The sequence below is a fragment of the Moorena sp. SIO3B2 genome, assembly GCF_010692525.1.
GTDB lineage: Bacteria > Cyanobacteriota > Cyanobacteriia > Cyanobacteriales > Coleofasciculaceae > Moorena > Moorena producens.
Genome location: NZ_JAAHHE010000001.1, coordinates 61771 through 88031 on the forward strand (window position 1 = coordinate 61771; position 26261 = coordinate 88031).

General features: G+C 43.1%; 12 protein-coding genes and 6 pseudogenes. 8 read left to right on the plus strand and 10 right to left on the minus strand.

The genetic code is table 11. The features are described from left to right. Window positions 1–10 precede the first annotated feature (10 nt). From F6K38_RS00080 to F6K38_RS00090, 3 genes and pseudogenes are all read right to left on the minus strand, one after another. Window positions 11–6946 (minus strand): type I polyketide synthase, encoded by a 6936-nt coding sequence (locus tag F6K38_RS00080; protein WP_008191817.1) that lies wholly within the window; start codon window positions 6944–6946, stop codon window positions 11–13. Between the two features lie 557 nt (window positions 6947–7503). Then, a pseudogene (locus F6K38_RS00085) lies at window positions 7504–7668 on the minus strand (AMP-binding protein); the annotation flags it as partial. 1426 nt (window positions 7669–9094) lie between these two features. Next, window positions 9095–10169, minus strand: a pseudogene (locus F6K38_RS00090) (IS630 family transposase). A 292-nt stretch (window positions 10170–10461) separates the two neighbouring features. On the opposite strand from F6K38_RS00090, the gene F6K38_RS43960 reads away from it, so the two are divergent. The 4 genes and pseudogenes from F6K38_RS43960 to F6K38_RS00110 form a co-directional block, all read left to right on the plus strand. Beyond that, window positions 10462–10614: a hypothetical protein gene (locus tag F6K38_RS43960; protein ID WP_353814701.1), complete on the plus strand. Its 153-nt coding sequence runs from the start codon at window positions 10462–10464 to the stop codon at window positions 10612–10614. Window positions 10615–11169: 555 nt separating this feature from the next. Continuing rightward, window positions 11170–12715, plus strand: a pseudogene (gene ltrA, locus F6K38_RS00100) (group II intron reverse transcriptase/maturase); the annotation flags it as partial. A 105-nt stretch (window positions 12716–12820) separates the two neighbouring features. After that, window positions 12821–13003 (plus strand): annotated as a pseudogene (locus tag F6K38_RS00105) (HNH endonuclease); the annotation flags it as partial. 107 nt (window positions 13004–13110) lie between these two features. Then, window positions 13111–13569, plus strand: a pseudogene (locus F6K38_RS00110) (RNA-guided endonuclease TnpB family protein); the annotation flags it as partial. Window positions 13570–13639: 70 nt separating this feature from the next. On the opposite strand, the gene tnpA reads toward F6K38_RS00110, so the two are convergent. Further along, complete coding sequence (gene tnpA, locus F6K38_RS00115) at window positions 13640–14041, minus strand: IS200/IS605 family transposase (RefSeq protein WP_008191833.1); 402 nt, start codon at window positions 14039–14041, stop codon at window positions 13640–13642. A gap of 152 nt (window positions 14042–14193) precedes the next feature. On the opposite strand from tnpA, the gene F6K38_RS00120 reads away from it, so the two are divergent. Beyond that, entirely contained in the window at window positions 14194–14736 is a 543-nt protein-coding gene (locus F6K38_RS00120) for a hypothetical protein (protein WP_229414783.1), read from the plus strand. Window positions 14737–14745: 9 nt separating this feature from the next. Further along, window positions 14746–15402: an IS200/IS605 family accessory protein TnpB-related protein gene (locus F6K38_RS00125; protein WP_081431932.1), complete on the plus strand. Its 657-nt coding sequence runs from the start codon at window positions 14746–14748 to the stop codon at window positions 15400–15402. A gap of 44 nt (window positions 15403–15446) precedes the next feature. Here the strand turns inward: F6K38_RS00125 and F6K38_RS00130 are convergent, their stop codons facing one another. The 3 genes from F6K38_RS00130 to F6K38_RS00140 form a co-directional block, all read right to left on the minus strand. Then, a complete protein-coding gene (locus tag F6K38_RS00130) occupies window positions 15447–17870 on the minus strand; it encodes a sucrose synthase (RefSeq protein ID WP_008191839.1) in 2424 nt (807 codons plus the stop codon). Window positions 17871–18031: 161 nt separating this feature from the next. After that, window positions 18032–19555 (minus strand): carboxypeptidase M32, encoded by a 1524-nt coding sequence (locus F6K38_RS00135; protein WP_008191841.1) that lies wholly within the window; start codon window positions 19553–19555, stop codon window positions 18032–18034. Between the two features lie 813 nt (window positions 19556–20368). After that, window positions 20369–21292, minus strand: a complete 924-nt coding sequence (locus tag F6K38_RS00140; RefSeq protein ID WP_008191843.1) for a hypothetical protein — start codon at window positions 21290–21292, stop codon at window positions 20369–20371. 131 nt (window positions 21293–21423) lie between these two features. Between F6K38_RS00140 and F6K38_RS00150 the strand changes: the two are divergent. After that, window positions 21424–22850, plus strand: a pseudogene (locus tag F6K38_RS00150) (RNA-guided endonuclease InsQ/TnpB family protein). Between the two features lie 34 nt (window positions 22851–22884). On the opposite strand, the gene secG reads toward F6K38_RS00150, so the two are convergent. Together secG and gpmI are read right to left on the minus strand one after the other, a co-directional pair. After that, window positions 22885–23115, minus strand: coding sequence for a preprotein translocase subunit SecG (gene secG, locus F6K38_RS00155; RefSeq protein WP_008191847.1), 231 nt, complete (start codon window positions 23113–23115; stop codon window positions 22885–22887). A gap of 77 nt (window positions 23116–23192) precedes the next feature. After that, window positions 23193–24791, minus strand: coding sequence for a 2,3-bisphosphoglycerate-independent phosphoglycerate mutase (gpmI, locus tag F6K38_RS00160; RefSeq protein ID WP_008191848.1), 1599 nt, complete (start codon window positions 24789–24791; stop codon window positions 23193–23195). 369 nt (window positions 24792–25160) lie between these two features. Here gpmI and purN point away from each other — a divergent pair, with 369 nt between their 5' ends. Next, the gene (gene purN, locus F6K38_RS00165; RefSeq protein WP_008191850.1) at window positions 25161–25817 is read left to right on the plus strand and encodes a phosphoribosylglycinamide formyltransferase; all 657 of its coding nucleotides are present in this window, start codon (window positions 25161–25163) and stop codon (window positions 25815–25817) included. A 156-nt stretch (window positions 25818–25973) separates the two neighbouring features. Here the strand turns inward: purN and F6K38_RS00170 are convergent, their stop codons facing one another. After that, window positions 25974–26195 carry a hypothetical protein gene (locus F6K38_RS00170; protein WP_287355877.1) on the minus strand — a complete coding sequence of 74 codons (222 nt, stop codon included), beginning with the start codon at window positions 26193–26195 and terminating at the stop codon, window positions 25974–25976. Window positions 26196–26261: the final 66 nt, after the last annotated feature.

A 26261-nucleotide genomic window follows, 5' to 3' on the forward strand; every position in this document is an offset into this window, starting at 1 on the left:
CAATTTACTCCTAAACTGTAACCTGTTTTTTAATCTGTTGAACCAGTTTGTTTGCTTCCTGGATAGTCAACTCCTTCTTAGCTACTTTATTAAGAATCGCACGTAAGCGCAATTTTGGATCCATCTCCTCTGATGAATTTACAGGTGAACCGTTATTTGGCAAAGATTCTTGGGGATGACCTCCATTGCCATTACCTTGGAATAATTTGCTACCACCAGTAGCAGCAATTTCCTGGGCAATATATGGTGCCAGCTCTAATAAAGTAGGATAATCATACAACTTGGTGGCTTTGAGGTTTAAGTTGTAGGTTTGATTAATCGTGGTTGTCCATTCCACCCCAACGATGGAGTCTAATCCTAAATCAACAAATTTCTGGTCTTCGGCAATTTCACTCTCTTCTGTATAGAGTGCTTCGGCTAACTGCTGTTTGAGAACCTGCTTGATTTCTGATAGGTTTACCTGGGGTTGAGGCAATGGTTGTAGGGTTTTCAAAGGCTGCTGACTAACCTGGGGTTTTGTACCCTGACTTGCCAAGGTTTGGGCAATATATGCTGCTAGCTCTAATAAAGTAGGATAATCATACAACTTGGTGGCTTTGAGGTTTAAGTTGTAGGTTTGATTAATCGTGGTTGTCCATTCCACTCCAACGATGGAGTCTAAGCCTAAATCAACAAATTTCTGGTCTTCGGCAATTTCACTCTCTTCTGTATAGAGTGCTTCGGCTAACTGCTGTTTGAGAACCTGCTTGATTTCTGATAGGTTTACCTGGTTTACCTGGGGTGTCGGCAGTGGTTGTAGAGTTTTTAAAGATTGCTGAGTTTGAGAACTGGAGCTTATCGGTTTTGTACCCTGACTTGATAAGATTTGGGCGATATATCCAGACAACTCTAATAAAGTAGGATAATCATACAACTTGGTGGCTTTGAGGTTTAAGTTATAGGTCTGATTAATCGTAGTTGTCCATTCTACCCCAACGATGGAGTCTAAGCCTAAATCAACAAATTTTTGGTCTTCGGCAATTTCACTCTCTTCTGTATAGAGTGCTTCGGCTAACTGCTGTTTGAGAACCTGCTTGATTTCTGATAAGTTTACCTGGTTTACCTGGGGTGTCCGCAGCGGTTGTAAGGTTTTCAAAGGTTGCTGAGTTTGAGGAGCCGAAGAGATGCTTGGTGTTTCCTCAAAACTGATAGCTCCAGCTGCCATCCTTGCTGCTAAGGTTTGTTGCACATGAGGAATGTCTCGTAAGTAGGGAGATTTTAAACCTTTCTGGACGGCACGGGAGACCATCACTAGTACACTATCTTTGTTATAACGAGGTAGGGTTTTGTAGTACCTTGAATGCAGTTGAGAGTATTTTGAGAATAAACCCAACCGTTCCTCATCCACCCGCGTGTCATAATCTACCAGTCGAATCACAAAAGCACGACGTAACTTATGTAAGCCAGGTTTTAAGGGAACTGATTGATGTAAGACGTATTTATTGAAGAAAAAGGCATCTCCTAAGTTATACTCGTCTTCTTCATAACCATCTTTAATAGTATAATCGATTACATCTTCGGTAATTTTATTATAAATAGTGTTGGCGTTAGCCACATATTCATTCAAGTCTCCTTGGGATTCATCCCACTTAATATTATTTTTTAAATGTAAGTCAAAAACACTGTAATAGAACTGTCCTGGAAAAATCTTGGTAGATACATATTGCATCCCACCTCGATGTTCTTTAGTTATTTTATCCAAGGGGATCCAGATGGAAGCACCAAAGTCTTCGGTTTTGGTAAAGGAAAACGAACCGACTCCTACATGCCAAGGCAAGCCTTTATGGTTTGGTTCCACCGAAAACAGGGCATTGTGCATGATCATCAAGTTTTTGCCGGTGATGTAATTCAGCAGAGCCAGCTTCTCTTGGATAAAGGAAGAAACAAAATCGTATTTCACCAAGTCATAGGCATGATCATTGGTATCGATATCATCAATCCCTCCCAATTTCAAAGTTACTTTTTCCTTAGATATCTGGCTTTCCTGTTTAGCCTGATCCAAGGTTTTTTGGATAGTTTTTATCGCAGAAAAGTCAAATATTTTTTTGATTTGACAGTATCCCTTCTCTTCATACTCTTGTTTAAGTTGTTCAACTTGTTCCCGGTTCATAGTTTTTGGTTCCTTAGTTGTTTTTTGGTTAATCAAAATATCTTGATGTAGTGCTTTACCCAGGGTTTGGGTAATCTTTTCTGATTCAAGATATTGCTGAGTTATTTGAGCAGGTTCTACCTGAGTCAGTGGCACTCTCAATTGAGCCAATTCTCTTTTTGCTGGTTGTTGTTTAGCTACTGTAGTTTTGGATAAAGATAGTGACGCTGGGTTGGATAATCTCCGTTGTGGTTGCTCTATATCGGGAGCATCCGATTTTTGTATATTTATTGTAGTGCGAGCATCTTGCTCGCTTTCTTTAATTCGCGGTTGCTCTCTTTCTTTAATTCGCGGTTGTTCGCTTTCTTTAATTCCAGGGAGCATCTTGCTCCCACTACTGTTATTTGTGACTACGCTGTTTTTGCTTTGATTGTTGTCAGATGCTACCTGAGGTGCTACTTTTCCGTTTTTACCTTTATTTTTGTACTGTTGCAGATCACTGATCCAATATCTTTTCCGTTGCCAGGGATAGGTTGGTAAAACTACCTTTTGGGGAGCATCATCTGGGTAAAATCCTAACCAGTCAACCTTAACTCCCTGTACATATAACTGCCCCAAACTTTGCAGCATTTGTAACCAGTCTGGCTTACCAGGGCGTAAACTTGGCAACCAGATTTTTTTGCTTCCGATGAGACATTCCCTTCCCATAACGAGTAGAACTGGTTTAGGACCAATTTCTAAAAAGATACGAATATCTTGTTCGGCTAAAGTCTTGATGCCTGCGACAAATCTGACTGGTTTGACTACATGCTCTACCCAATAGTCAGCTGTGGCAATGCTCTTGTCTGCTATGGTTCCTGTGACGTTGGAGATTACAGGTATCCTTGGTTGATGGTAAGTGATTTGCTGGGCTACTGCGGCAAACTCTGCCAACATTGGTGTCATTAAAGGGGAATGAAAAGCATGGGATACCTGCAGCTGCTTCGTCTTAATCAATTTTGACTCTAGTTTTGTAACAATAGCTTGAATCGCTCCTGCTTCCCCAGAAATCACCACACTTTCGGGCCCGTTGATTGCAGCAATTGTCACTTGCTTGGTATGATTAGCGATCGCATCTTTTACCTGAGACTTTGATGCCATAACAGAAACCATCTCTCCACCAGCAGGTAATTGCTGCATTAACCTCCCCCGCAGGGCGATTAACTTCAAGCCATCTTCTAAACTCAAGACTCCAGCTATAGTTGCTGCCACATATTCTCCCACACTGTGACCCATCACCACCTGAGGCTTAATACCCCAAGATTCCCACAACTTGCACAAGGCATACTCTAGGGCAAACAATGTCGGTTGGGTATAGGCAGTTTGGTCTAGTAAATAGGAGTTTGAGTTTGGTGTATCTTGAGGATAAAGGACTTCTAATAACGGACGCTCCAGATAAGGACGTAGGAGTTCATCACATTGATCTAAAACTTGACGGAAAACAGGCTGAGTTTGATACAGTTGCCTTCCCATCTGCACATACTGGGAACCTTGACCAGTAAACAGAAATGCTACTTTAGCTGGACTACTACTATGGGATAGTTGTCCTGAAAATACCCCACTCTCTTCTTCCCCTGCTTGGTATTGCCGCAGTTTGTTGGTTAATTGTTGTGGGTTAGTGGCAATTATTGCTAGGCGATGATTAAAGTCAGCTCTTCCAGTATTAGCGGTGTAACATACATCTGCTAGCTCTAATTCCGGATTGGTTTCGAGATGATGCTGATAACTACTGACTAACTCTTTAAGTGCTTGCTCTTTCTTAGCAGACACAGTTAATAAGTAAGGTGGCTCCTGGCTCCTGGCTCCTGGCTCCTGGCTCCTGGCTCCTGGCTCCTGGCTCCTGCCTTCTGGTGCTTCCTCAACAATGGCGTGGGAATTAGTACCACTAAAACCAAAAGAACTTAAGGCTGCTACACGAGTTTCATCTCCCTCATATTGTTCCCATACCTTACCCTCAGTGGGAATCACCCCAGGAATCCCCGCCAAACTTATATAGGGATTCAACTGTTTCCAATGCAAGTGAGGTGGAATATACTGATTTTGCAGCGATAATACTACCTTAATTAATCCTGCAATACCGGCAGCTGCTTCCGTATGACCAATATTGGTTTTGACTGAACCAATCATCAAGGGTCGATCTGCACTACGATCCTTGCCATACACTGCTTCTATTGCCTTAATCTCCACCGGATCTCCCAAAGAAGTACCGGTACCATGAGCTTCCACATAAGATATCTGGTTAGCCGAAACTCCTGCTACCGACAACGCTCTTTTGAGTACCGCTTCTTGAGCCGATTGGTTAGGTGCTGTCAAGCCATTGCTCGCACCATCTTGGTTAATTGCTGTACCCCTAACTACTGCTAAAATTCGATCATTGTCTGCGATCGCTTGTTTCAAGGACTTGAGAACGACAACCCCACAACCTTCACTCCGCACATACCCATTGGCAGCAGCATCAAAAGTCTTACAGCGTCCATCTGGTGATAACATCCCAGCTTGAGAGAAACTGATACTCAACTCTGGAGACAACAACAAATTCACCCCTGATGCCAAAGCCAATTGACATTCACCATTGCGTATACTTTGACAAGCTAAATGAACCGCACTCAGAGATGAAGAACAAGCAGTATCTACAGTAATTGATGGTCCATTTAATTGGAAAAAGTAGGATAATCTTCCTGCACCGATAGCAGTAGAACTACCTGTAGCAAAATAGATATTTAAATCTTGCTCTTGATAATATTTGTCCTGTAAGCGTTCGTAATCGTGAAAAGCGATACCCACAAATATACCCGTTTCTGTGCCCGACAGAGATTCCGGATTAATGCCAGCATCTTCTAGTGCCTTCCAATGTTCTTCCAGCAGCAGACGCTGTTGTGGATCCATGTAGAGAGCTTCACGAGCCGAAATGCGGAAAAAATCCGGCTCAAATTTGTCAACTTCAGTTAGGAATCCCCCATAACGATTAGCTATTTTTCCTGGCTGATTTTTCTCAGGATGGTAATATTGCTCAATATCCCAACGAGTTGGAGGTACTTCCGTAATCCCATCAATACCATCATGGAGCAATGACCAATATTGTTGAGGGCTATCGGCATCTCCAGGAAACCGACAAGCCATACCAATAATTGCTACTCCATTTTCTAATTGAGCCGTTGAAAAACCGGAATCAGTTTTTATTGCCTCTGGCTTTGGTAGTACCTCAGAAACTTCCCCGCTTCTCTCTGTTGTCTCCCCTTTAAAATAACTAGCGATCGCGGCAGCAGTTCCATACTTAAAAAATAAATTAGGATCTATTTCCACTCCCAGCTTCTTCTGCAACAAGTATCTCAGTTCCAGCAACTCCAAAGATTCGATGCCCATCTCCATCAGTGCTCGCTGGGCATCAAAAGACTTTTTCTGGTGCATAACTTTACGCACACAGCTAGCCACAACTTCATCTATATCTTCTGTCAGTTTTACCTTAGTCTGCCGATTTTTTTCAACTGTCGCACCATCAAAACGTTGACGATGTTGAATATCGTAAGATACGAGAACTCCACAAGTCTGGTTTTCCCAATCTTTAGGGCGGTAACCAGGAAGCAGTTTCTCAATTTTAGCCCCATGAATCTGGTGAAATCGCAACAGCGGATCCACTAGTAACCCTGACTCATTTTTCTGGTGGATATATTCTGCCATGGGCATAGGGGAATAGTCTGGATAATTGCGACAAAGAGTTACTGCCACAACTTTTTCGACACCACTTATCTGGGCACAATACTGAAGCATAAATTCCAGCAGTCGATCTCCCAATCCCTGATTTTGCAACTCTGGCAAGATATTTACTGCCAATAATTGTACCACTACTCCTGATTCAGTATGTAATAAAGGGACTTGTGTACAAGTTTTATTATCCAAAAGTTGAGGGTTATCAATTCTTTGGGAATAGATAGCTCCAACAATCTTATCCTCAAGCTCTAAAATAAACTGCCCTTGTGGAATTTTAAAAATTCGTCTATAAATTTCTTCATTGTCAACTTGGAGATTTTCTGACCAACACAATGTCTCTAGTGCTATTAAATCACGTAAATCCTCAATTTTAGGATGGCGCAAATTGTAATAATTATTTTCAAAACAATTTAAACTAATACTTTTAATTATTGTCCTTTGCCCTAAGCATTTACCAATATCAGTCAAGCATAGATAATTCTTATTTTTATTCGATTTTTGGCTGTGTTTTTGGACTTTTATCAAACTTTTATCAGCCCATCCTTTAGCAATAAACAATCTTGATAATTCTTCTCGTATATGAGGAGTCACATTATAGAATAAAGGCTTGTCTTCATCTACTGCTAATAAATTATGCTTGTGAAGCCCTAGCATAATTGGTATTATTAAGACCCCATCTAATAAATCGGCAATTGTTCTATCATTAATATTCCACTGTTGTTGAGAAAGCTCTATCCAATTTTTAATAATACCAGGCTTTTCCTTTCCTAGTAAATAGGATTCTATGGGTAAGTTGTATAAATATAATATTTCTTCAGGAATGGACAAGTAAGCTTGACAATTGTCTTTGAGGGAGTATTCATCAGCTTCATTTTTGGATAGCCAACCTAGGGATTCCATCATTGTTAAGGCCACTTGCAAATTACCTGTATTTGCCCCTAGAGTATTAGCTATTTGCCGGTGGGTTATTCTCTTTTTTTTTATTAATTCAAATAATCCTTTTTCTCTACAGGCTAAGATTACAGGAATATAAACAAAGCCGTGTTCGTAACGATTAATTAACTCTAGCATTTTTTGATATTTATTGGTTTTACTCTGAATAGGATGTTAGTGAGCTTGGCTAGGATTTTTATGGAAATTTACTTAAAATACCATGAAATTTACAATTAAATTGAGGTTTACTACCTATGAATAATTAATAATACATTTACTCTCCCCTGATCTGGCTCTATTTGATTAGATTGTGTGTTTGGCTGGGATAACATTATTGTACAGCATAAAGTTTTTTTTATGGAGACCTTTAATGTAGTCATTTGAGCTAGTTTTTTACTTTTGATTTTTGAGTAGTCCTAAATATGTAATGATATTATTTGCTACATTCATTTAATTTTCAGAAGGTAGACTAGAAAAATCATTACTTGTTTCCCATTTTGCCTAGCTGAAAAGAATCTATTGTCACATCTATATTTAGTTTACATCAAACTGTCTCCTTAATTTTTACGGTTTGCTAAGTAGGCCTTGGTAATCCATGGGTACGCTTATCTAACCCAGTAAGGATAACTACGGAGAGATTGCTCCCTACATATTTCATTTTTTCATTGACCAACGCTGTTGGCTAAGTAATTTATTCAATTTTCATATAAATATACATTTCCCATCAGTCCCATGTCGTGGAAAGTCAGCAACCAACCTACTACAATTGTTTGCTGGCTATGTCCGAACGCTTGCTTAATCATCCGCTGATTGTGTAGCAGATTACCCTGACTCACCATTACTCCCTTGGGTGTCCCGGTAGAGCCGGAAGTTTACAGGAGTTAGGCATGGCTACTGCTGTAATGGCTTGGTTGAGACCAGTTCAACCCAAAGTCGCGTACGCATTTATTGTAGACTCGCAAATGCAACTTCCCCAGAGCTGGATGCTGGGCTCGGCGAGCTGGTTAACTCGGTCATAACAGATGTGGTAGTTAGGGCAAACCTAGCCTCTGCATAGGTATGCTTACGCTAACCACCGAGACAGATTTTGACTGCGTCGGGGTGGTGGATATGTGGGCACTGCAATTACGCCAGCGTACAAGCACCCAAACAAAGCAGCAATGAAGTCTATACCTGGTGGTACTACTAGCTCGCGCTCGTTCCCCCGTTGCCCCCAGAGACGGCAACTGACAGGCGTACGCCCTTGAGCGTTGGTCTAATACCTCATCGGTGATACGATCAGTTTCTTCTTCCCCTTTTTCATTGAAGGTATAAGCGATTTGATCTGGCTGATAATGGGCTCTATACCGCAACAACTCTACCAGATTGTCAAACTTCTCGTCAAGGTCTGAACATCTGATATTTCCAAAGTTTCAAGCTCCTTTATAAATAGCGTTTTTCAAGGCTTATTTGCTCCCTTTCAACAGTTTTTTACTGTTTTCACTATACTTAAGTGTACTTAGGTTTATGAGCATTGAGAGTCCCCTAAATTAGGCACCATGAGAAATTTAGCACGAAAAAAATAACCTGTCAACCCTAATCGTAAATAAATTCTGCTTGACTCTCGTCCAACCATAGCAGCTATATAAAACCTAAGTACTCTGACATCTAGGAGTACTCACTAGCAGTAATCCATTGATTAAGGTACTTTCATCCTAGGTTTTAGGGAGTAGGAAGTAGAGAGTAGGGAAAAAATGCTCTATATCTGATTACCAAGAGAAACGCTATTAATTTTTTTTTTTTTTGAACTGTGTTAAGAAAATTAAAGTTGCTCAAACCGTTGCTGTTCCCTATTCCGAGACCCAAAGTTTCCAACTCTTAACAGTCCACTTTACTTGTCTGGGAGGCGTAACTATTAGGCCATTGGTGACAAGTTCAACAAAAATGCCGTATGTCAAGTCTTGATTAATAAATATTTATAAAACTTTCAATTGCTTTGTGTAATTAGGATAGGGGTATTTAGCTCCATGGCGTAAGTATGAAGAACAGTTTTTGCCCTAGGTATTGATAATAATGGGTACGCTAGTCATTCCTCATGGGTACACGCCCGTCCCCGGGCAGTAGCGGATCGCCTCTGACCAAAAATTTTGGGTCTCAAGCCCCGTCCTTCCCTGGATAGAAACCTTAGATAGGGTCGCCTTATTCAATAAGTTTTAACCCTTTTCCCCATAGCCTGCCTCGGAAGTTACCGTAAGAATGAAGGAGCCTTAAGTAGCTAAGGGTAGAAAAGCTCATGTATGTAACACATTATGAAGGAGCTAACTTCGAGGGAAATCTGAATCGTTCTGCCTGATATCCACCAACCTCAGCTCTAGCATTGACGCCATCAATGACTGCATAAGCTAGGGCCAGTTCATCTTCAAACATTTGACCCACCAATTCATGGGTTTTTAACTGATGCCATTCGGATTCAATCGGATTCATCTCTGAGCAATATTTCGGTAAAAAGAACAGATATAGCCCTTGAGCTTCCCACTGAGCCCATTTCTCTCTCACCTGTTTGCTGGTATGAACCGGACCATTGTCCTGGACAATCACCCGGAGCCGACCGGTTTGATCGAGTTGTTGCTTGGCCTGACGAGCTTGTTCATCCATCATCGTGATGTAGCGCTCCCCGTTGAAACTGCCCACCACCAGTCCATAGACAAAGCTCACGCTTAGGTTGTAGCAATCCCAAAATGCTAATGCGTCTTCCTTTGCGGGCTGTCTGTTCAAGGCGCTTTTGCTCACCTCTAAAGAAATAGCTGTGTTCTACGGGCATCCACATACAAAATCCCGACTCATCGAGATAGAATAAGTCGATTTCTCCTACTGCCGCTGACCATTGCAACATCTCTAGGTCGGCTTGCTTGGTTGCCTTTTCTATAGGGTCTTGCTTCCCTCTGTGACTTTGGCGAGTACGCTTCCAAATCACCCCCTTTTTTTAAGCACTCGTCTGAGGTGATCCGGGCTCAACTTAACATGACGGTCATTAGCCAGCTTTTGGGCTAACTGTTTGCTATTGTAGGTGCGTTCCTCCTGGCGTAAGCAGGATTCTAGATATTCAATATCCTCAGGCTGCCAACGCTTCTGGGCTCCGGGTCTAGGAGCATCCCATAGTCCCCCCAAGCCTTTGTGTTGCCATCGATGAATGACCTCACGGACAGTTCGAACATTCCAGCCGAAATAGGCAGCAATTTTCTCTACATACAGGCCCTGATGGTTTAAACGAATTACTTGCGCTCGGTCTTTGACTCGCTGGGGAACCGTAGTGGCAGTGCGAAGTTCAAATAAAGTGCGCTCAAGTTCGGCACAGAGGAAAGATTCTTAAGCGTGCGCCCATAGTGAATGCTTCTTAGCATTGAAAGTATTATTGCTTTATTTAACTTAACATACCTGAGCTTTTCAAGCCCGACCTACTTATTACAAGAGACTTAACCCTTCTATGCATAGCCAGTTACCCATAAAGGCTCCTTCATTCTAAGGTTTCGTCTTTAACCATAAAGGCGACCCTATCTTACGGTAACTTGGCCTATGGCCACGCTTGGCCTATGGCCACGCCAAAGGCGAACGCGAACAACGGACGGCTTTCTCTTTTTGTGTTCTACTTTACCCAGAGTTGTCCCACGTCAACAATGAAGGTCTTAGAGTTCAAGGTCAAGGGAAAGAAAGCTCAATATGCCGCGATTGATGAGGCGATCCGCACCGGTCAATTTGTCCGCAATAAGTGCCTCCGCTACTGGATGGACAATAAAGGGTGCGATTCGTTAGTTAGAAACCTTATCTAAACAAAGATTTGGGGGATTAACTGCTTGGCTCAATAAAGAGCCATGATAACTTGATAACCATGATGGTGAAATTCCATCCCTCGTGAAATCCGAGTGACAACCTTACCCTGATTCATGAACATAACAAACTCATGGATTAATGCCAGGGTCAAACGTCAAAACATCCTTTAACCTGACCGATGTATTTGATAGGTAAAGAACTCATGGGTACGAAAGGAAGATACATCAGAATCATCGTTAGTCCAATGTAGCGAAATAAGGTTGAAACGCTACAGACAAAAGTCAATGGAATTAAGTTGATAAGATTCCTTTTTCTTATAAAGATTTCCGAAATAATTCCCGGTGAATAGTATCACCCTAAAAGTTCAAAGAATGGTTATCAGGAACGAAGTAACTCCCATATGTACTCTCAGTAAGGTCGATTATTGAGTAGGTAGTTAGCCGCATGTCCTATGGGGGCAAGATTGAGTCAGAAGCAAATGCCTAAGGTAACATTTAGGATACGCAGACGGACTCACGTTATAGGAAAAGATATAGTTGTAAATAGCAATTGATATGTCTAATACTCTGGGATTTTCCCAAAAGTCGGAATGGAATAAGGTCAACTGGCGCAAGCTAGAAAAAACCCTATTTAAGTTGCAAAAGCGATGCAGCGCGGTCTTGGGGGTTTCCCCCATGAGCGACTGCATCAAGACAACGAATATATCGAGCCTCTGTTCGTGGTGATGTTCGCGTGGTAAGAAAGTTGCAAAAGACTCTGATGAAGTCCTGGACTGCCAAAATGATAGCGGTCAGAAAAGTCACTCAGGAAAATAGAGGTAAAAAGACTGCCGGAATAGATGGGGTCAAAGCTTTAACCAACAAGCAACGCCTCGTCTTAGTAGCCAACCTCAAAACCTCCAAAAAGGCGAAGCCAACCAGAAGGGTATGGATACCTAAACCTGGACGGAAAGAAAAACGCCCACTGGGAATACCGACCATGTATGACCGCGCATTACAGGCACTCGCCAAACAGGCTTTAGAACCTGAATGGGAAGCAAAATTTGAACCTAACTCATACGGGTTTAGACCAGGACGCTCATGTCATGATACTATCGAAGCAATATTCAACTCCATCAGAAGCAAACCAAAATGGGTGCTAGATGCAGATATTGCTAAATGCTTCGATAAAATCAACCATAAAACCCTAATATCAAAACTAAATACTTATCCATCCATGAGACGTCTAATAAAGTCCTGGCTTAAAGCTGGTGTGATGGATAATGGAACATTCTCACCTACAAAAGAGGGCACTCCCCAAGGTGGAGTAATATCTCCACTTCTGGCGAACATAGCCCTCCACGGCATGGAAAAGGTTGTATGGGATTTTGCCGATTCTGTTAAAGGCAAAAAGACCTATTACAAAAAAGGATTAAACCTAATCAGATATGCTGATGATTTCGTAATACTACACCAAGACCAGAAAGTGATAGAAGAATGTCAAAGGGTCATAAACGAATGGTTAAAAGACATGGGATTGGAATTAAAACCAAGTAAAACACAAATAATCCATAGTTTTGACGGATTTGACTTCTTAGGATTCAATATACGTCAATATCATGTAGGAAAAAACCACTCAAAACAAGGTTTTAAAACCATCATCAAACCATCAAAAGAAAAAGTTCTAGAACATTATGGGCAACTCTCAAACACTATCAACCGTCATAGAGCTGCCCCCCAGGATATATTAATATACAACCTTAAACCCATTATAAGAGGATGGTGTAATTACTACAGCTCAGTATGTAGTAAAGAAACATTCAAAGGGTTAGACCATAAACTCTGGAACAAATTACAAAGATGGGGATACAGGAGACATCCAAAGAAATCCAAGACCTGGGTAAACCATAAATATTGGGGAACTCTAGAAGAGGACAATTGGGTATTCATGACTTTGGATAACTACCTACCCAAACATGGTAAAACACCCATAATCAGGCACACCAAAGTCAAAGAATCCAGAAGTCCCTACGACGGAAACCTAATATACTGGAATACCAGAATGAGAAAACATCCTGAGATGACCACTCAGAAGGGAAGGCTTTTAGAACGGCAAGAAGGGTTTGAAGTTACCGTAAGATAGTGGAGCCTTTATAGTTGGTAGGTTATGCGTAAAAGGTTGAAGTCTTTTGTAGTAAGGCGACCCTATCTAAGGTTTCGTTTCCGGAAATGTGCTCATTGTGGTCTTACTTTCAGGGATGGAGATTCATTGGAAAAACATCATATTATACCACGCGCACTAGGTGGAAATAACCTAGATAAAAATCTAGAATTACTACACCTTCACTGTCACGACGCCAAACACGGGACAAAAATCGACGCCTCCGAGCTAGATGAAAACCCGTTCTAGAGGTACCAATGACAATGGTTCCTATAATGAGGAGCCGTATGATGCGAAAGTATCACGTACGGTTCTGAAGACGAGTCGGTGGGGCGACTCACCGGCTTAGTTTAATTGTAGGACAAAAAGAGCTGTATCGTCATAATACTTGGCTTAGAGCTGAGTATCCCTTTGTAAAAGACTTGAACTCTCACGCATGTCAAGCTTCGGTCGAAAGAGCTTATAGCTCAATCGCTAGATTTTACGATAAATGCAAAAAGAAAGCCCCCGGTAAAAAGGGATATCCCAAGTTCAAAAATTTCTCCCGATTCGGCGTAGCCGACGCTGCGCGAACAGTTGAATACAAGACATCAGGGTGGAAATTATCAGGGGATGCTAAGTCGATAAACTTCTTAGACAAGAAAGGTATCGGGAAACTGAAACTGAAAGGGACTTGGGAGTTGTGGCGTTACGATTCGGCAAAGCCGACGCTACGGAAAAGCTAACCCGCGCGGGTTAGATTGGTTCGCCGTGCAGATGGCTATTATGTTCAGTTGTGTATAAAGGAATCTCTAGAACCTTCTCATAAAAATCTAGATAGCAGGAAACCCCGTGTCTTTAGACCGGGGAGGAATGCTCACAGTGGCTAAAGCCACCTAAGAGAAACTATCCATGATGAGGATCATTAATGTATCTTTGGATAGTTTCAATGCTAACCTTACCTGCCGTTGAGAAGAAATAACTGTTAGTCCAAAGAGATGGAAGTTTCTTTAGATCAGGAAACTCTTTTCTTAGGTAGTTGGCGCTTCTCCCTTTGAAAGCCCTTACGACTTGATATATCGCATCTGTGGGATTGATTTCGACGAATAAATGGATCTGGTCTGGTGCTACTTCAAGAACTTTGATATTCCAATTTTTATCTAGAGCTATCTCAGCGAATATTTCGTAAATTATATCTCGAATTTTATCCACAAGTACTTTTTTGCTTTTCGGGAACCATACAAGGTTAACAGTACAAATACCCACTGCGTGATTGTAATGCCTATATCCAAAACTATTCTTTATCAATTTATTTGACTTCCGGACTTGCTGTTGTTATTAATGTAGTTTTTTATAAAAATAACGACAACTTAATATGAGATCGATAATGGCTAAAACCAATAAACAGATAGGGGTGCAGCAAATAAATATTGTTGCACCTAGATCAAGAGACAGAAGCGATGGTTGAGTATCTTTGCCGCCAATCAGGCAAGCTCTACAATATGGGGGTTTACTCTGCCCGGCAAATCTTCTTTAAGACAGGCCGATTGCTGACAGGTAAATTCGACTTGATATACGAAGAAAGCATAGGAAAAAACTTAATAGCTAAGTCGCTTCCTTCAACACCAGCACAACAAACGTTATTAAGCGTAACTGAAAGCTTTAAAGGCTACAATAAACTAAGAGATATTTGGTTCAATGGGCAATTACAAAGCAAACCAAAACCTCCTGGATATCTCAAAGGAGCGAAACTGTTCAAGGTAAGTTACCCTAACTCGGGCGGCCAGAAGCCCAAGGTTATAAATGGTAATCTCAGATTTGCCCTTGGGCTGACTGTAAAAAGGTGGTTTGACATTAAATATTTTGAAATTCATTTCCCTACTAACCTAGAGGGTATAAAAATAAAGGAATGGACTATTTTGCCCAAAAATGGAGCTTTCTACTTAGAGATTTCCTATGAGCTTCTTGAATGGTACAAAGGCACGCAATTAAACAATAAATAAGCCCTTTCTATAGATTTCGGAACCGCTGACAATTTAGCAGCCTGTGTTGATACACTAGGGAATTCTTTTCTCGTTGACTCCCGAGCCATTAAGGCTTACAACCAGCTTTGGAATAAGCAAGTATCGACAAGAAAAGAAGGAAAGTCCCAGGACTATTGGGATGAATGGCTTGATCGAGTTACCCGTAAACGGAATCACAGAATTAGAGACGGGATAAACAAGGCAGCTAAACTTATCGTCGATCACTGCTTAAAAAATTCCATTGGCACAATTGTAGTGGGCTGGAATGAAGGCTTTAAAAGTAGGGCAAAAATGGGGATAATAAACAATCAAAAGTTTGTTCAAATTCCTCTTGGAAAGCTCAAAGATAGACTTGAGCAACTATGCCAGATCCATCCCATTCAATTAGAGATAACAGAAGAAGCATACACCAGTAAGGCTAGCTATCTCGACGGAGACTCCCTGCCTGAGTTTGGACAAAAACCGAACGGGTGGAAAGCGTCAGGAAAGCGTCTTAAACGTGGTCTTTACAAAAGTGGTGATGGTTCAATTGTAAATGCCGATTTAAACGGTAGTGCAAACATTCTTAGAAAAGTAGCTAGAAAGCTAGACATTGATCTTAGCCGACGCTCGTTGACGGCCTTTGACGACCGTAGCAAGGATTAGATTGTGGGAGCTACCTCAGTCTAGCCTGTTAGCAGAATCCCCGTCTATGCACGAGCGGGGAGTGTCAAATGCTCCTCCAAAAGCTTTTTAGCCCGAGGCTTATAAATCAGATGGAACAGTGCCTCTAGATAACGCAGCATATCCTCCTGGTTTGCCTTAGACGTATAGTTCCAGAAGCCATAAATCCGTGCTAAGGATAGTAACCGTGTAGTGTGGATTTTCCAGGTATAGGTGCTGTAGACTCGTTCTATGCCCTGATTGGAAATTTCCTCCCAGTACTGGGGATTTTCCTCACACTTAGTCACAAAATCCAGGATTTTCTGAGCCATTTCCTCCTGGTTAGTAGGGTTAATCAGGATACCATTGACCTTATCCTGAATAATCTCCAACGGTCCACCAAATTGGGTACCAAAGGTTGGCAAACCAGAAATCATGGATTCCAAAATTGTTAGACCAAAGGCTTCAAATAGCGCTGGCTGCACAAAAATACCATGACGGTCAGCAATCACCCGATACACTTCACCAGAGTCACTCTTTGACAAGCGCACCCCTAACCAGCGGATCTTGCCGTAGAGATTATACTCCTCAATAATCTGGTAAAGCTTGATAATTTCTGCCTTTTCTTCGCTGTCGCTGGAGTCTTCAGTGCGCAAGTTACCCGCAATTAAAATCAAGTTACAGCGTTCCTGCAACTTTCGACTCTTACCAAAGCACTCCGCTAATCCAGTCAGGTTCTTAATTCGGTCAAGACGAGCCATGGAAAAAATCGGGCGCTTGTTAGGATAATCCAGTTTGCCAAAGACCTGGGCCTCGTCGTCTAGGGTAAACAAGAATTCATCCAACCGCTTAATATCACTAGCTACTCGCCCTTGAGTGCGGGTGTAGGGGAAGAAGACGGTTTCATTTACCCCCGGTGGTACTACATTAAACTTCGGAGAGAATAACTCAATGCCATTAATCACATGATACAGGTCTGGCATAGTGAAATTCTGGTAAGACTCATACTGACCCACACTATCAGCAGTACCCACAATCTCCTGATAGGTACTGCTGATAATAAAATTAGCCGCATTCATGGCAATTAAATCAGCAGTAAATTGCAGGGAGAAGTGGTACTGCTGTTCTGAGTCTTGCCAGTACAGGTTACTAAACAGGTATTTGGACTTTTCTAGGGCATGGGCAATATTGCACTGGGTAACTTTCAACCGTCGCGCCAGCAGGAAGGCTACTAGATTGCCATCGGAATAGTTTCCTACAATCAGGTCAGGACGACCTTGGAATTCTGCTAGCAGTTCCTTTTCGGCATCGATGGCGTAGGTTTCTAGGTACGGCCAAATCTCAAACCGAGAAATCCAATCCTGGGTAACTTTGGGATTGAACTCTCGAAACGGTACCCGTAAAATCCAGGCATTTTCTGTACCCTTAATTTTCTCTAACCGTTCATTACACCGAGTTCCATCATTGTTGGGGATTAAGCGGGTGAGAATGATCACCTTAGGCTGAATGTTTAATCCCGCCAGAGTCAGGTTTTCTTGCAACTGCTTTTCTAAACTCTTGGCTTGGTCAAGGACATATACCACTTGACCCCCTGTATCTGGACGCCCTAATACCCCTTCTTGTCCAAACCAGCCGTGAACCGATACCAGGACAATCCGGAAAATCATTGGGATGCGGGAGAGGAACTGTTCCAATGCCCTATCATCGGGTTCATCAATCAATTCATCCAGCATTGCCAAGGTTTCCCGCACTCGACTAGCAGTGTTTCCCCAGCCTGGTTCAAAACCCATCTCTTGCAGCTTAAAGCGGAATTTATCATAGGATTCGCTGTCTGGGCGATCGCTTACAAATTCCAAAGCCAACTTCACCTGCTCTGACAGTTGCTGGTGATTGTGAATGCGCTCGTTAATCAGGAGCTGGTTTCCATGGAAATGACGCACTTTCAAGAAACCGTACAACGACTCCAACCACTGCTCAGGGTCTTGAAACAGTTTACTGGAGAGATAGCGGTTTAGGAAGCGGACTCCCTTGCCAATATTCTTGGGATCGCGAATGAGTGGGCTGTAGTCATAAAACGGCTGAAAATCCAGCTGGAGAACCTCCCCGACCTTGGGGTTGTAGCGATTGACAAAGCGATCGCCTATATCCAGCAGTTCCTCTGGTGTCACCTCTTGCGCCCTCAAGTCTTCAAACAGACGGAAAGCTCTTTTAGCCGCAATTTTTGGTCGGATAATCAAGCATAGACTTTCATCTTCCAGAATAATTTCCTGGGTGTAATAAATCAGCTTCCCTAAATGAGAAGAATGATAAAAGTATTCGGATTTTTTGTGCTTAGTGCAGTATTCATTAAAAGCAGCCAGAATTTCGTTGCGCAGTAAATACCTGGGTTCTGCAGTTTTTAACTGGCTGGTAAAGTGACGTAGATCGCTCTTTTCGTCACTTTCGAGAACATCCTGAATTAGGTTGAGCATTGAAACTCCCCAAATACAAGTCCACTATATTGAAACCAACAACCCTATAAAAAATTCCTCTAAAGAATAGTCATTCCCGCGCACTACCGATCAGGAATAGATATTCTTTTAGATATATGGACAACGTTCTCGCAAAACAACTATCTTGGCATAAATAAATATTAAAGCATGTAAAGCTGCCCATACTTCTGCCGGATGTAGCGAATGAATGGATCGATGCGTAAAGCAGTACCAGTGACGCTCTTAATCAATTCAGCCGCTGTGTATTTGCAACCGTGTTGGTAAATGTTGTCCTTCAACCAATTATGGAGCGTACTAAAGTTTCCTTGCTCAATTTTTGGTATAATTTCAGGTTGTTCCGTTACTGCGGCTTCAAAAAACTGGGCGCTCATCAAGTTACCCAAGGTGTAGCATTGGAACATTCCCCCAATCTGACCAGTGTACCAGTGAACATCTTGCAACACCCCGTCACTGTCATTCTGGGGAACAACCCCTAAATCTTCACGATAGCGTTCATTCCAGGCTTCCGGTAAATCCCTCACCTGTAGCCTACCCTCAAGCATCATCAGTTCTAAGTCAAAGCGGATCATGACGTGGAGATTGTAAGTCACTTCATCAGCATCCATGCGGATTACAGACCGCTGCACCTTGTTGATTGCCTGATAAAAGGCATCGAGGGAAACATTACCCAGTTGAGAGGGGAAGTAGGATTGTACTTGGGGATAGAAAAATTTCCAGAAGCCCCGACTACGCCCAACAATATTTTCCCAAAGTCGGGACTGGCTCTCATGGACCCCCGAGGATGTCCCACAGGCAAGAGGAGTGCCTTCCAAATCTCGTCTAATTCCTTGCTCATAAAGACCATGACCCATTTCGTGGATGCTGCTAAATAGAGCCTGACTCAGGTCATCTTGATCAACACGGGTCGTAATGCGCACATCACCGGTAGAGAAGTTGATCATAAATGGGTGATGGGTTTGGTCTTGCCTTCCCCGCTCAAAGTCATATCCCATTTGCTTGATGACCTTGAGAGTCAAATCTAACTGTTGCTCTTCAGGATATCTTTGGTGTAAACAGTTGTCATCGGTGGGACTTTGGGCAGTAATAGCCTCGACAATTGGCACTAATTCCTCTCGCAACTGAGAAAAAAGCCTCCGCAAAATAGAGACTTTCATCCCATAGTCAGCAAAGTCAATTAACGGGTCAGCGATATGTTCGTAACCTGGGAAAAAATCAGCCATTTCACGGCTGAGGTCAAGAGTTTTTTCCAAGTAAGGGCGCACCGCTGCAAAGTCGTTGGTGGCTCTTGCCTTTACCCAAACACTGTACGTTTGGGTCCGATGTTCAGAGAATTCTCCCATAAATTCCGCTGGCACCTGCACGGCTCTGTGGTAATTTTTTCTAGTGCAGCGGATTAAGCTAGCTTCGTCAGAAAAGTAAGGTAGAGTTTCTTCATAGGGGCGTAACCCTTCCAGGAGTTCGCCCATGGCTGGGTCAGTAAATTTACTATGGGCAATTTTTTGTAGAGTAGCCAGCTGACGTCCCCTAGCAGCTGCACCACCGGGAGGCATATAGGTGGCCTGATCCCAGTACAACAAAGATGCGGCTGCTTCTAAGTCGTTAATTTCACTAAGGCGTTTTTTGAGTTTGAGAAGTTTCGGTTGAGTTTTTTCGGTAGTCTGCATGATGCTAGATTGACACATTCAGGCTATTAGTTTATGGTTACGGTATTTTGCCGAATAGTAAATGTACACCTGACGACCGAAAATAAAAATCTTACCCACAAAAATGTCCGATACTAATGAATCAGACAAGTGGGCTGAAAGCTAAGACCAAGTTGCGTTTTTCAAGTGCAATTTACTTGTCGGACAATGGCGAAATAACCAAGTCCTTATTTCCTCTCGTTACGATTTAAGCTGCAACTTGGTACGAGCACTCTGGTAAAGCTGAGTAACTGACTCAGATGCCAATGGCTATGAAAACGTCATACCCATAGCTGAGTGTTATAGCATAGTATACGAACTACTATTGTGCCATTTCTTAAGGACTTACTAGTATAGTGTAATCCCTTAAAACCAGACAATCGCTCTAGCTATTGGCACAGTGGTAAGTATTCCTACCGACTGAAGCTCACAGCCACTAGCTTCGAGCTTGTCCAATACTCGCCGAAAGTAGGATGTCACAAGGATCTGTTTGCACTCTCATTTGGCTCAGGACTTATGCACCCTTTCCGTGTACAACCTGTGTAAATCTGAAGTTCTGTAATCCTAAGTTCGATTTTTCCTATTAGTAAAAACCTATTCCTAAAAACTTTTTAGTAAAAACCTTGATTTTTGGTTTTATATCATGTCGGGATAATTACCCTTAATAAAAATCTCCCCCATCTACCCATCTCCCCACACTTTCCACCCTCCCCACACTTCCCACCCTCCCTCTAAATTATGGGTATTCAACCTGACTTGATATTAGCTGGAGTTTGTCCTATGGATGCAAGCCTTTTACCTTTTACCTTTTACCTTGGCCAAAGGCCATCCCAAGCGAGTTGGCTGTTCGTATATCCGTTTGAGGGTATTGATGTCTCTAGCAGAAATTCTAGGGGGATTGCGAACTTGGGAAAAGTACAGCGCATCAGTTTCTAAAGGAGAATGACCCCAAATACCTAATGCATGACCCAGTTCGTGACGGGCAGTGGCAAGGGTGTAGTCAATGGATTGCTGAGGAGAGAGAAGTATGGTAAACTTATGCAATAATAGATTATCTAATATTTGCTCTGGTGCACTGATGGATTGCGCCAGGTAAAATTCATAGCTAGTAACGGCTGAGCGAGCGCGAGACCAATCAAAGGTTCCGGTCTCACGGTTGAAGGAAACTTTTAGAGGAGGGCGCGATCGCAAAATCGATATATCTGCTAATTCCTGCTGGTCAACTAGTTCTAGGGGCAAATAAATGCCCCATTCTGCCACCGCCTTTAGCACCGCATCAACCCATTGTTGGAAGCGCTGGTGCTTCGCATCAACCACACCCGGTGCTTGGGGGTGTTCCACATAAACCTTGACGGGAAACTGAGACCAGATCAGATAACCTAAGGGAGTGCCCTTGATTTCAGAAAAATAATCACCGCTGCCGGTAGGGTCTTGCCACTGGGCAAGGGGAGTTGGTAGAGGGTGAGGCTTAGAAGCTGGTAGGGCAGGTGAGGTTACTGGCATCGAAGCCACGATAGCAGAGGAGGCTTCTGTTAATTGGTTAAACTTTGGGTATAAACCAGCTGCGGTGCTTGACTGAATCAACATCACTAACAGACAAGTGACACCCCCTAGAAACAGGGCTATCCATAGCTGCTGATTGTTTTTATAAAAATCTAAACGCTGAAAACCCCGTCTCTTTAGAGCGGGGATGAAAGCGAACAGCGCGCTTTTAGCCATGAGAAAAATATCTTGGGAAGTTCCAGAATTTTATAATGAATCTTGTAGAATAAAATATCAGCAGTTATAGGTCGAAACTGATGATAATATTAGAGTTCAAAGCATAGGGCAAAAAACATCAATATTCTGCTATAGACGAGGCGATCAGAACGGTTCAATTCATCCGTAACAGTTGTTTGCGTTACTGGATGGACAACAAAGGGGTCTCAAAATACGACCTCAACAAATATAGTGCCGTTCTTGCTAAAAAGTTCCCTTTTGCTAATGAGTTGAACTCTACTGCCCGTCAGTAAGCGTGCTGAACGAGCATGGTTAGAAGTTACCGTAAGAATAGGGTCGTCTTATTTCATGAGTTTTAACCCTTTTATGCATAGCCTATCGCCTATAAAGGCTCCACTATTCTAAGGTTTCATCTCCGGTCATCAATCCCTCGCTTCTTTGACAACTGCAAAAAGAAGGTACCCGGTAAAAAAGGATTTCCCCGATTTCAAAAACATTGCCGTTCGGTCGAGTATAAACAGTCAGGTTGGAAGTTATCCCCTGATAAAAAGTCGTTCGCGAAGCGTCGGCTTTGCCGAATCATATTCAGTGACAAAAAGGGAATCGGGAAACTTAAACTCAAGGGTACATGGGATTTGTGGCGCTTCGATAAGAAGCAAATCAAGCGGGTTAGGATAGTCCGTCGGGCTGATGGTTACTATGTCCAGTTTTGCGTTCAGGTTGATATTAATGAAGAGCTGGAACCGACTGGAAACACAATCGGGTTAGATGTTGGACTAAAGGATTTCTATACGGATTCTGACGGTCATGCTGAACCTAATCCTAGATTTTACCGAACGGGAGAGAAACGGTTAAAGTTTTATCAACGCCGGGTATCCCGAAAACAGAAAGGCTCTACTAACCGTCGAAAAGCCATTAACAGACTAGGCAGGACACACCTTAAAATAAGCAGGCAACTTGAAGTCCACCCCAAGAGACTGGGAACGAAGTTACCGCAAGATAGTGGAGCCTTTATGGGTGATCGGCTTTGCATAAAAGGGTTAAATCTTTTGTAATAAGGCGACCCTATCTAAGGTTTCGTCTCCGGCGAGCTGCGTAATTCAGTCTAACGACTTGATCGCCTACGTTCGCGAAGCGTGCCGAAGGCAAGACTTGAGGGTTAAGAACTTGGCTAAAAACCACTGTCGCGGCTTATCTATTAATGATGCAGGTTGGTATCAATTTAGGAAATGGTTAGAGCATTTTGGAACTAAGTTCGGCAGGATAACTGTTGCAGTAAACCCTGCTTACAAAGCGCCAAAATTGTTCTGAATGCGGCGAAGAGGTCAAGAAGTCACTATCAACTCGAACTCACGTCTGTAAGTGTGGTTGTCAGTTGGACCGAGACCACAATGCTGCAATCAATATCCTCAAAAGAGCCTTAAGTACGGTAGGGCATACCGGAACTTGGATTGACCGTAGGTCACGCTACGCGAATGACGATCCGAACGCTTACGGAGAGGATACCTCTACTCTTCTTGGCTCCGGCCTGGTTGAGCAAGTAACCTCGTTGAAGTAAGAATCCCCGTCTCGCGATTAGCGGGGAGTGTCAACTACTGGTTTAACCAACCTGCACTTAAAATCACTGTCAAGCTCATAAAGGTAATCGCCAAGATCCAGGTCACCCGGTTCAGGGCTTTTTCAGCACTCTTGGTGCTGGTAAACAGCTGAGCTTGACCACCGATACCGCCAAGGCCATCTCCCTTGGGACTATGGAGCAAAACCAAAATAATCAGACCCAAGCCAGATAAAACCCAAATAATTTGCAGGATTTGATTAACCATTCTTTTGACAATATTACGGCATTGAGAAGTTTTGAACTCTCCCTCGGTTAAAACAAAGGGGTTCTCAACTTGAAGTTTTATAGAGAAACTCGCACGGGTGTCCGGTTATTACGGACTTCCAACTCAGCGGGTTGGATCATAGAACGCCCAGTCATTTCTTTTGGCTGGGGGAGTTGCAAGATTTCCAAGATGGTCGGGGCAATATCTGCCAGACATCCATCACAGCGCAATGCAACTTCTGTTCCATGTCCAGGGATTTTTAATTTTTCCCCTTCTACTAGGATAAAGGGTACTGGGTTGGTCGTGTGAGCTGTCCAAGGATTACCTGTCTCATCGCGCATAGTCTCGGCGTTGCCGTGGTCAGCAGTAATCAGGGTAGTGCCACCAACTTTAATAATCCTATCAATTAAGCGTCCTAGGCAGCGGTCTACGGTTTCCACTGCTTTTATGCAGGCTTCTACATTGCCAGTATGCCCCACCATATCAGTGTTGGCATAGTTAATCACTACCAGGGAGTAAATGCGTTTTTCGATGGCTGCGATCACTTCATTGGTCACTTCCTTAGCTGACATGGCTGGTGCTTTATCATAGGTTGCTACCATCGGACTTTGCACCAATTCCCGGTCTTCACCCTCGAAGGGAACTTCTAGACCACCATTAAAAAAGTAAGTGACGTGGGCGTATTTTTCTGTTTCCGCAGTTCGGAATTGGCGCAACCCATGCTGGGCAATAACTTCCCCCAGAATATTAGTCAAGTTCTGAGGTTCAAAGGCCACCAATACCGGAAAATTGGGGTCATACTGGGTAAAGGTGGCAAAGGTTAGGGGTTTGATCTGTTCCCGTTCAAAGCCATCAAAGTTAGGATCCACCAAGGCTTGGGTAAGCTGTCGGGCTCTGTCTGGACGGAAGTTAAAGAAAATTACTCCATCTCCTGCTGTCACAGCTCCAGGAGTAAGCCGTGTGGGCAAGATAAACTCGTCAGTAATGTCTGACTCATAAGACTCCTTGAGGAATTCTGCTGCTGAGATAGCATTTCCAGGACCATCCTGAGTGATGACTTCATAGGCTTTTGAAATCCTTTCCCAGCGTCGGTCTCGATCCATGGCGTAGTAGCGACCACTAATAGTGGCTATGCATCCAATGCCAACTTGATCAATATAATCTTGAATTTTTTGAATTGCTTCAATCCCCTCGGTCGGTTTAGTATCACGACCATCGGTAATCGCGTGGATATAGACCTCAGATAGATTTTGGGCTTTGGCTAGCGCTAGCAATCCCAGGAGGTGATTGAGATGGGAATGCACCCCACCCTCAGAACACAAACCCACGATGTGCATCTTCCCACCCCGAGATTTAACCTCTCGGCATACTTGCACAAGAGCTTGGTTATCGTTTAAAGTGCCATTTTCCACCGCATCAGAGATGCGCACAAGTTCTTGAGGCACCACACGCCCAGCACCTATATTCAAGTGCCCCACTTCCGAATTGCCCATTTGACCCTCTGGGAGTCCCACGTCCTTTCCAGAGGTGCGAATTAATGTACTCGGATAGGCAGCCCAGAGGCTGTCCATTACAGGGGTGTTTGCTAGGGCTATCCCATTGGCATCAGTTACTTCGCGGTAACCCCAACCGTCTAAGATAACTAGCACCACAGGAGAAACAGGTGCTTGCCTCATCATATCGCCTTTTATCCTACTCTTAATTGCACCGCGATCATATCATTCCAAATCCGCATATCCATGATAAATTTCGATTTTTATTAGGTTTGGGCTGCCAGAGTGAGGATAATCCTTAAATCTTTTCCTAGCATCGGTTTTGGCTACCCCAAGCTAATAGGAATTTATACTCGCAAATCAGGATCTAAATTATAAAAGCCTTACTCAGACAAAATTGGAAAATTCCTAAGCAAAATTACTTATAACAGCCTACATTTAAAAGGAACATAAGGGTAGGAAGGTTACAGACAATCATTTCGATCAACATGCCAAGCTATAAAATGAGTATGTATAGGTAATGCTTATGACTGTGCGATCGCATTTCCCGATATGACTGCCAATCTCACTTCTCCAGATTCCAGCCCCAGCTTGATTTCCCCTAGCATTTCTCTCCAAAAGAGTGTAGACTCCTTACCGACTACTTCCCCTCTGAAACTGGGAGTGATGGCTTCCGGAAGTGGCAGTAACTTTGAAGCGATAGCTAGTGCGATCGCAAACGGCCAACTCAATGCCCAAATCAGCGTGCTCATTTACAATAACCCAGGCATTAAAGCGTTAGCTAGAGCGGAAAAATACGGCATTCCAGCAGTCCTACATAATCACCGGATCAAAAAACGGGAAGATTTCGATCAACAAATTGTCCAAACTTTACAAGAGTATGAGGTGGAGTGGGTCGTGATGGCTGGTTGGATGCGAGTGGTGACACAGGTACTCCTAGACGCTTTTCCTAATCGGATTCTCAATATCCATCCCAGCTTATTACCTAGTTTCAAAGGCGTGCGGGCGGTGGAACAAGCCCTTGAGGCTGGGGTAAAAATTACAGGGTGTACGGTTCACGTGGTCAGTCTAGATGTTGACAGTGGTCCCATCCTTTTCCAGGCAGCTGTTCCGGTGCTACCCGATGATACCCCAGAAACCCTCCATGCCCGGATTCAAGTCCAAGAACATCGGATTCTAGTCGAAGCGATCGCATTAATCAATTTTTAACAAAATAGGGAGAGTTTGAGGGGGCGAAATTCCCCCACCTGGCCTACGGCCACGCTACGCGAAGGTTCAGGTATTGAAGTTACCGTAAGGATAGTGGAGCCTTAATCAAAAAGTTTTAACCCTTTTATACATAGCCGACCAACCATAAAGGCTCCACTATCCTAAGGTTTCGTCTCTGGGATGGATAGCCCCTTGGCCTACGGCCACGCTACGCGAACAAATACTATAAACCTGCTTCCTGACCCAGCTCTCTATATATTCTCCAACGCTTACCCCAGAGTCTTTAGCTGCTAGCTGTAACCATTTCCAAGTAGTGTCTGTAAGCCAGATTCCGTGCTGTCTTTTTATCTCGTCATAATGAGCAGGTGCTCCTCTCATTCTTTTCTGAGGATTTTTCCTTTTTGTGCTTGACCTTTCTATTTACCATCAACTATACTAATAGTA